The sequence below is a fragment of the Chitinophaga sp. genome (assembly GCF_036569125.1).
Classification (GTDB): domain Bacteria; phylum Bacteroidota; class Bacteroidia; order Chitinophagales; family Chitinophagaceae; genus Chitinophaga.
In genome coordinates, this window is sequence record NZ_DATCRF010000542.1 from 1 (window position 1) to 7,621 (window position 7,621).

At 48.0% G+C, this 7,621-nt stretch carries 4 protein-coding genes; 1 reads left to right on the forward strand and 3 read right to left on the reverse strand.

Going from position 1 to position 7,621, the window contains the following annotated elements; genetic code table 11:
• Both VIM87_RS20360 and VIM87_RS20365 read right to left on the reverse strand, forming a co-directional pair.
• A partial coding sequence (locus tag VIM87_RS20360) for an efflux RND transporter permease subunit (protein WP_331998784.1) occupies positions 1-1,485 on the reverse strand: 1,485 nt, incomplete at its 3' end.
• A 25-nt stretch (positions 1,486-1,510) separates the two neighbouring features.
• Positions 1,511-2,593: an efflux RND transporter periplasmic adaptor subunit gene (locus VIM87_RS20365; RefSeq protein ID WP_331998785.1), complete on the reverse strand. Its 1,083-nt coding sequence runs from the start codon at positions 2,591-2,593 to the stop codon at positions 1,511-1,513.
• Positions 2,594-3,430: 837 nt separating this feature from the next.
• On the opposite strand from VIM87_RS20365, the gene VIM87_RS20370 reads away from it, so the two are divergent.
• Positions 3,431-5,593 (forward strand): glycosyl hydrolase family 18 protein, encoded by a 2,163-nt coding sequence (locus VIM87_RS20370; protein WP_331998786.1) that lies wholly within the window; start codon positions 3,431-3,433, stop codon positions 5,591-5,593.
• A 79-nt stretch (positions 5,594-5,672) separates the two neighbouring features.
• Here VIM87_RS20370 and VIM87_RS20375 read toward each other — a convergent pair.
• Positions 5,673-7,621 (reverse strand): glycosyl hydrolase family 95 catalytic domain-containing protein (locus tag VIM87_RS20375; RefSeq protein ID WP_331998787.1); only part of this gene is annotated, 1,949 nt, incomplete at its 5' end.

A 7,621-nucleotide genomic window follows, 5' to 3' on the forward strand; every position in this document is an offset into this window, starting at 1 on the left:
GCAAAGCACCGGTGTAAGTGTAAGCGCCACTAAGCCCGAAAGTACAATGGAGGTAGCCATGGTAATAGCAAACTGCCGGTAAAAGATCCCTACCGGGCCAGACATAAATGCCACCGGGATAAATACTGCGGTCATTACAAAAGTAATAGCCACAATGGCGCCGCTGATCTCATGAATTACTTTAATGGTGGCCTGGTACGGGGAAAGATGCTCTTCCTCCATTTTGGCATGCACGGCCTCAATTACCACAATCGCATTATCCACCACAATACCAATAGCCAGCACCAGCGCAAATAACGTGATGAGGTTGATGGTGAGGCCGAAAAGCTGCATGAAGAAGAACGACCCCACCAGGGATACCGGAACAGCCAGGGTAGGGATGAGGGTAGAGCGCCAGTCGCCCAGGAACAGGAATACCACGATGGCCACCAGCACAAAAGCCTCGCCCAGTGTATGCACCACTTTCTCAATGGAAGCATTCAGGAAGCTGGATACATCATAGCTGATCTCATAGTCCATTCCCGGTGGAAAAGAGTTGCCTTTAATTTCTTCCAGCTTGGCCTTTATTCTTTTAATTACATCGCTGGCGTTACTGCCATAGGTTTGCTTCAGCACAATAGCTGCTGAAGGATGGTTATTGAGGTTGGAGTAAATATCATAGAACTCACTTCCCAGCTCAATATCCGCAATGTCTTTCAGGTAAAGGATCTCACCGTCAGGGTTAGCCCGTATAATAACATCCTTATACTGTTCCGGTTTGTTATACCTTCCCTGGTATGTTAGCACGTATTCAAGCGCCTCTGAACGTTTGCCGTCGCTCCGGCCTATTCTGCCGGGTGATCCTATGATGCTCTGGTTGCCCAGCGCTTCCATTACTTCGTCTGTTGAAACATTATATGCCCGCATGCGGTCGGGCTTAAGCCAGATGCGCATTGCATATTGCCGGCTGCCCAGGATCTGGGCATTCCCGATACCCTTTACCCTTCGCAGCTCCTGCAGGATATTAATATTGGCATAGTTGTAAAGAAAGTTTTCGTCTGCCTTGGGATCTTTGCTGTATACGTTAACATACATCAGCATGTTGGGCTGTAAAATATTAACCACTATCCCTTCCCGTTGTACCAGCGGGGGCAGCCTGTTCGTAACCTGTTCTATACGGTTCTTCACGTTCACTACTGCCTGGCTGGGATCTGTACCCAGGTCAAAAACCACCTGTATATTAGCTTCACCTGCGCTGGTGGCATCAGAGGTCATATACTTCATACCCGGAACACCGTTAACGGCTTTTTCCATTGGAATAAGCACCGATTTCACCAGCACATCGGCACTGGCGCCGGGATAAGCTACGCTCACGATTACCCTTGGAGGCGCAATAGAAGGGAACTGTGAGGTAGGCAGGGTGTAAATGGCCAGTACGCCCATGAAGACAATGACCAGTGAGATCACGATCGCAAAGACCGGCCTTTTCATGAATATATTAAACATTCGCTCGCTTTTTTTGATACTTACATTATTCCGTTGGTAACATTAAATGGGAGATCACTGTTCCCGGCTGCTCATAATTAAATGAGATCTTATCATTGTTCTTTACCTTACGCAAACCATCCAGTAATATTTTTTCATGGTCGGATAATCCCTCTTTCACTACATACAGATCCGGCATTTCAGCGCCAATGGTAATAGGCCTTAATTTCACCACGTTATCCTTACCCACCACATAAACATATTTCCTGTCCATGATCTCAAGCGTTGCTTTCTGGGGGATGATCAGTGCATCTTTGACCGGTTTTTTAATGAGGATGGTGCCTGTTTCGCCATGCCTTAACAGCCCTTCTGTGTTGGGAAAGGTGGCCCTGAATGCAATGTTGCCGGTTTCGTTATTAAACTCGCTTTCAATGGTTTCAACCACACCGGGATGTTTGAACAGCTGTTTATCGGCTGTTAACAGGTATGCTGCCAGCTTGCCGTTTGTGCTGGCCTGTTTTTTATAGCTGAGGTACTCCGGTTCTGAAACATTGAAATACACCCACATCTGGCGGTTATCGCTCAGGGTGGTCAGTAATTCACCTTCTTCTACCAAACTGCCCAGCTTTAAATGCAGGCGGTCAACCAGTCCGTCAAAAGGAGCCCGGATGTCGGTAAAGGCCAGGTGGGCTTTGGCCAGCGCTAATTCCGCCTTTGCCTTTTCCAGCTTGGCCTGGGCCATGGCCAGCTCATTTTTTGATACTACTTTTTTATCTGCAAGGGGCTGGGTGTTCTGCACTTCAATGGCAGCTATATCCACTTCTGCCTGTGCGCTCTGCAGCTCTGCTTCATAAAGGGTAGGCATGATCTTGAACAGCAGCTGTCCCTTTTTTACAAACTGGCCTTCATCTACAAAAATGTTCTGCAGGTAGCCTTTTTCCTGGGCTCTTAGCTCAATGTTGCGGATGGAGCGGATCTGGCATACATATTCATTGGTTAAGGTAGTATCCATCTTCAGCGGGCTGGTAACCAGCAATTTTGTTCCGCTTTCCTTTTCTTCTTTTTGCGTTTTACAGGCGGTATGGCACAACAAGGCATACACACCCATGAGCATGAGCATTTGCTTCATAAAAATTTATACGTTTTAAATGAGTTACGGTATGGTTGGTTATGCTGTCATAAACAGGCACATAACATCACAACCTCAATAGCGGATTGCTATGACGGCACATAATAGAAAGTATGAGTGCAGTGGTCAGGCCTGGTATCAGATCCGGATTACCCGGTGTACGATGAATTTATTGGAGGAAGAGTAGGAAAAGTGTTTGCAGAAAGGTAAGGGGCGCTTAAAACAGGTATGGAAAGATGCAGGTTCGCAGGTAGAGAAGAAGCTGATGCAGTTATTGCTGATCTTTAATTGCTTTTTGGAAGCAGGTATCTCGTCATCGTCTTCAACTTCCGTAGCCTTAAATTTATAGATCTCTTTTCGTGCTCCGGGGGAGGTAGTGGGATTTGCCTGCGCCAGGCTCTTTCGGATAACGGAAAGATGGTCTGGTACAGGATACTTGCGATATGCTTCAGGAGCACTGTAAGTACAATGTTGAATTGTATTTGCAGTCAGATAATCATCCCCCCTGATCAAAAAAAAGCAGAGCGATAGAAAAAACTTAATTAATACCCTCATCATTTGAGCACAAAAATAATAGGAAGTTCGTTAAATAGATAGCGGGATATTAAAAATTTAACGCTTATACTACTTTCGTGGAATAGCTCTTTCTTTTAGCTGAAAGGCTTCAATGATCATTTGAGGAGGGGTTTAAAAAAATATTCTTTTCAAGTAGTACCAAACCGTTTCACAAACGACATCCCATTTGTGAACGTGGATCCGTGAGCAAGCAATACGACCTATATTCTATCCGCGCAAGCTATTGAGCATGAGAGCCAATTCCTTAAAAAACCATATACAATGAAAACAAACCAATGGATAAGAGCAGGCATCCTGTCCTGTGCACTTCTTATCACATCCCTATTTTCTTTTGCACAATTTAAAGTAGTGGGGTACATGCCCTCCTGGTCGGGTGATGTAAATGCTATACAATACAGTAAGCTTACACACATCAACTATGCATTTCTGCTGCCAACAACAACCGGTGGCTTCCAGGCTATTGAAAACCCCGGCAAGCTGCAAAGCCTGGTTTCTTTAGGCCACGCCAACGGCGTAAAGGTATTGATAGCGGTAGGCGGCTGGAACGATGGCAACGACGGCGGTTTTGAATCAACAGCGGCTAACAGCAGCTACCGTACTGCTTTTGTAAACAATATCCTCAGCTTTGTTAATCAATATGGCCTCGATGGGGTGGATATTGATTGGGAATACCCTGACCAGGGCGCATCCGCTAATAACTATGTGGCCCTGATGACACAGCTGGCTTCTGCTTTGCATGCGCAGGGTAAATTGTTAACTTCTGCCGTAGTAGGTACAGGTGGAGAGAGCATTCTCCCCGCTGTATTTTCACAGGTTGATTTCCTGAACCTGATGGCTTATGATTTTAACAATTATGATCACTCCACTTATACCTATGCATCACAGTCGCTTGCATACTGGAAGGGCAAGGGATTACCGGCTTCCAAAGCCGTACTGGGTGTGCCTTTTTACGGCCGTCCCAGCTGGGAAAGCTTTGCTACGCTGATAGCGCGCGGCGCCAGTCCCTATTCCGATACCTACAATGGAGTGGGCTACAATGGTATTACCACTATTAAAAGTAAAACAGACCTGGCCTATACCCAGGGCGGTGGTATTATGATGTGGGAGCTTTCACAGGATGCTGTTGGCACCTACTCCCTTTTATCCGCCATTCATGACGAAGTGCTTGCCAATGGCGGCAATGGTGGTAACCATGCGCCAACCGTGAACCTTACTTCCCCGGCAAACAATGCCACCTTTACACCGCCTGCCACTGTAAACATACAGGCCAGCGCAAGCGACAACGACGGCACTGTAGCTAAAGTGGAGTTCTTCAACGGCGGCGCCAAGCTGGGTGAAAGCACTGCAGCGCCTTACAGCTATAGCTGGACTAACGTAGCTGCAGGCACCTATACGCTTACTGCCAAAGCTACTGATAACAAAGGCGCATCAACCACTTCTGCTGCCGTTACCATTGTGGTAGGCACCGGTAATAACAACGGTTGTAACGGTATTGCTGCATGGAGCGCAACAGCTGTTTACACAGCTAATATGCAGGTAGTTTTCAACAACAAAGTGTACAAAGCCAAATGGTGGACACAGAATGAGCAACCTGACATCAACAGCGGCGACGGTAAAGTATGGCAATATGTAAGTGATTGCAACGGCAGCGGCAATAACGGCGCTCCCGGCATCAGCATCACTTCACCTGCCAATAACGCATCTTTTGCAGCACCTGCCAGCATTTCCATACAGGCTACTGCCACCGACAGCGATGGCTCTGTAGCTAAAGTGGAATTCTTCAACGGCGGCAGCAAACTGGGTGAGAGCACTTCTTCCCCTTACAGCTATACGTGGTCTAACGTAGCAGCAGGTACTTATTCCATCACTGCCAAAGCAACTGATAACTCAGGCGCATCCGCTTCTGCAGCTGTAACCGTAGTAGTGACCAGCGGCGGCAACACCGGCAATTGCGCCGGCGTAGCTACCTATGAGCCTTATCCCAGGATCTATAGCAAAGGCGATCGTGTTGTATATAACGGCGTGCTGTATGAAAGCCAGTCCGATGCGCTGTATAACGTAACGCCCGGAACAGCTGATTGGTGGTGGAAACCACTGGGTGCATGCGGTGCAGCGGCAAGAGCAGCGGCTACCAGTGCTGCCGTGCAACCTGCTGCTGAAGTGAAGACGCTGACAGTTTATCCTAACCCGGTTACCGGTTCAACCTTACAGGTGCAGGTAAAGGGAGCTGCTGCTGAAAAGATCTATATTGATGTTTGGAGTGTAAACGGTAGCAGCCCTGTGTTACACAAGGAATATGTTACCGGTGCAAAAGGCCAGTTTATCAGCATTGATATCAGCCAGCTGCCGCAAGGCACCTGGATCATCAAAGCCAGCGATGCCAGCGGCGCGCCTAAAGGCAGCGCCAAGATCATACGTATGTAATATCACGTGTAGTATCAATAAATACGCAGGGCTGACCGGAAGGTCAGCCCTATTTTTTTAAACTGCGTCTGTAAGATGATTATCTGCTGAATGTTTTTCGCTCAACACCTGCCCCTGTGATCGTGAGCTTTTTCCAGCCGGGCGGCAGAGCGGTTTTAAGTTGTATAATACCTTTGGGCGTGATCTCCAATCCGCCAAAACCCATCAGCACGGCCTGCAGCAGCCCGCCGGCGCCTGTTGCAAAATAAGGATTGGTACCTCCTTTTGTTTCTGCGATCACACGGAAGGGCGGATTTAAGTTCTGCAGATAGGCATCCTGGAACCAGTGATAAGCTTTATCACCATTTCCCAAACGTGCATATAACAAAGCAAAAACAGCTTGTGTCATGGCAGGCGTTCCTTCATTGGGAACTCTTGTTTCATAATATTCCAGGTCTTTTTGTACCTGCTTTGGATCCGTAATTTCTGCTAAAGGATAGGCCAGCAGGTTAACATCCGCCTGTTTAATGCCTTCACCGTGATAGGCGGCATGCTCCTGCGTAACGCCGTTATCCATTTTTAAGATGGGAATGTTGCTGGCAACCACCATCCAATCTGCGTCCGGTTTAATGCCAAGAATGTTGGCTGCCTGGGTGGCGTACTTCAGATTGGCTTTTGCTGCTGCATTGGTGAATGCGTTGTTATCAACATTCTCCGCCCATTCATCAGCCGCCACCACATTCTTTATCTCATAGTGGCCGGGGCCATTTCTTTCAACACGGCTTGCCCAAAAGTCGGCGGTGGCGGACAGGATGGGGTAGCCTTTTTCGCGAAGCCATTGTTTATCTTGTGTTACTGCATAATAATTCCATGCTGCAGCGGCAACATCTGCCGTGATATGATGTTCAAAAGGCCCGCTCAGCGCCCATACCGGCGTTTCTTCCACGCCGCTTTCCGCGCTCTCCCAGGGATACATGGCCCCTTTGAATCCATTTGCAAAAGCATTTCGTTTGGCAGCTTCCAGCCGCTGGTAACGATATTCGATCATACTTTTTGCCAGCTCAGGATGAAGCATCAGCAAGGCAGGATACATCCACAGCTCAGCATCCCAGAAAACATGGCCGTTATAACCAAGGCCGCTTAATCCCATGGGTGAGGGTGAATATGCAGTGCCTTCACGCACAAAGGAGTAAAGGTGATACATCATACTGTGCACATCCTGCTGCGCCTGCGGATCGCCATCAATTAAAATATCGCTTTTCCAGAGGCTGTCCCAGGCTTGCTGATGGTGCTGCAGCAAACGGTCGTGCCCTTCCAGCTTTGCATAGATAGTTAAACGTTCTGCTTCATTTAAGGGATCATCATGATGGGCGGATGTGAGCGAAGAACCGGCGATGGAAAAACGGTAAGGCTGCCCGGCTTTGAGCGTTTTTGAGAATTTCATCAGGTGCATGTTGTTGTCCCACATTTCGTGGATCACGCGGGGTTCCTGCCCGTGCGGTTCACTAAACAGGAAGGTATTGGAAGCGCACATCAGCAGTTTGCCGGTGGGTGATTTTGCGGTGGAGGTTAACAGGCTAATGACCACATGCGGACGGTCAATTTCATTGTAATAATTCTGTACGTCCTTTAAAGCATCGGGTGCTTCCATTACACTGGCGCCGGTAATAGTAATATCTTTTTTAGGGGTGATGCTTACATCCATTAATACGGTGTAGGGCAGCTGCCGCAATGAATAGTAAGTATAGCGGATGGTAGCTTTATCACCATATTCAAAAGCCGTGGTAAAGGCAGCCTGCCGCATATCCAGTTCCTGTTTAAAGCCGGTAATGCTTTTAGCGTCTATACGGCGGCCATCCACCTCCAGGTACATGTTCAGCAAATTAAAGCTGCGAAGGAAATTGCTCACACGCCCACGGCCATACAGGTCATATGCCCCGGCCAGCACCACGTCCTTTACCTTAAACGGCTCCGGCGATGAAACAATGCCGATCATACCATTGGCAACGGTAATGCCGTAGTAGTTGGAGGGATCGATCTGCGTAGCGC